The organism is Cyanobacteriota bacterium, assembly GCA_025054735.1.
Lineage (GTDB): Bacteria > Cyanobacteriota > Cyanobacteriia > SKYG9 > SKYG9 > SKYG9.
The window spans coordinates 1-1,254 of sequence record JANWZG010000666.1; the positions used below are offsets into that span (position 1 = coordinate 1).

The window sequence follows — 1,254 nt, forward strand, 5'->3', positions numbered from 1 at the left end:
TGAAAGCAAATGCCGCAATCAATACACGTCGCAAAGTCAATCCAATACCAATCGGTGCCTTTCACATTTTTGCCAGGGCCAGGATGGATGCACGCAACTGGACAGGCATCTACACAATCCGCAACGCCTTCACATGTGTTAGTGACGATCGTATGAGCCATAGGATCTCTCGCAAATATCAGTATTCATTAACAATTAGCAGCAGTAACTTAATCGCACTGCCGTTAGCATCTCACCTCAAATCAAGTCTAGTTAACTTAATGCAGCCCAATCTTCGGGGGTAAAGGTTTTTAAGGATACGGCATGCAAGACACCCGTATTCAGCACCTCACCTAGCGCCTTATACACAAGCTGATGCTGCTGAACTCGTCCCTTGCCCGCAAAGGCTGACGATACCACAATCACCTCATAGTGCTCCCCATCTGGACTCATAGCCTGCACCTGAGCATCAGGTAAGCCAGACTTAATAATCGCTTCTACTTGCTCAGGACTGACCACAGAACTACCCTCCCTCGAATGTAATTAACCCTAGGTATTCAGTAAAACGATAGCTCAGACATTTCTGAAATAGCTGCCCACCCCGCGGGAAGCAAGCTATATTCCCCAACCTCTTCTCCCAAAAAGGGATAAGGAGAGCTAGATTGAAGTCCTTCTTCCTTATTATTGAAAGAGGGATTCAGGGTAAGGGCGCACGCTAACGGTATAATGCGAGTTTCCAGTACATTCACAAAACTATCTGGAGTGTTGAATACAATGTTAAATCCCAACACTAACTATCTATAAGTCGCTATGGAGTTTGAGACGTGCTGCTGCTAGAGGGAAATGGAGAATCGACAAAGCCTAGTTCTAAAAGCTGTTGGTAAGCTTTTTTACCCAAGTCACGGGTAGGTTGTTGGCTACGAACAATTTGAACTAAGAGAGGAACTGCCAATTCAGGTTGATTTTGTGCTCGATGCACCAACGCTAGCTGGTAGGTGGCATCATCACGCATCTGTGCTGTTTCTAACGCTTTGCGACGTTGTGAGTCAGCAACTCGGTTATCAATACCAGTAAAGCTTCCAGCCAAGTCTTGATAGAAATTAGATAACTGGTTAAAGACTTGACGCGCTTCTTGCAGCTTTTTCACAGCTAAATCGTAGTTCTGATTAGCCACAGCCTGGTTTGCTTCAGCCATTAAGCGCTGACCACCAGCAACGCTCAGGAGACTAGCATCCTGTGTAAGGGGGCGCAGATCATTTACATCGCTGGGCTGGG

Annotated in this window: 4 protein-coding genes; all 4 read right to left on the reverse strand. The window is 46.3% G+C overall.

Features of this window, described 5'->3' with window-relative positions; translation table 11 throughout:
* Positions 1–161: ferredoxin family protein (locus NZ772_19215; protein ID MCS6815687.1), on the reverse strand; the 161-nt coding region annotated here is incomplete at its 3' end.
* 91 nt (positions 162–252) lie between these two features.
* On the reverse strand, positions 253–498 hold the full coding sequence (locus NZ772_19220; GenBank protein ID MCS6815688.1) for a BolA/IbaG family iron-sulfur metabolism protein: 246 nt from the start codon (positions 496–498) through the stop codon (positions 253–255).
* Positions 499–536: 38 nt separating this feature from the next.
* Positions 537–767, reverse strand: a complete 231-nt coding sequence (locus tag NZ772_19225; protein MCS6815689.1) for a hypothetical protein — start codon at positions 765–767, stop codon at positions 537–539.
* 20 nt (positions 768–787) lie between these two features.
* On the reverse strand, positions 788–1,254 hold a 467-nt coding region (locus NZ772_19230), incomplete at its 5' end, for a hypothetical protein (protein MCS6815690.1).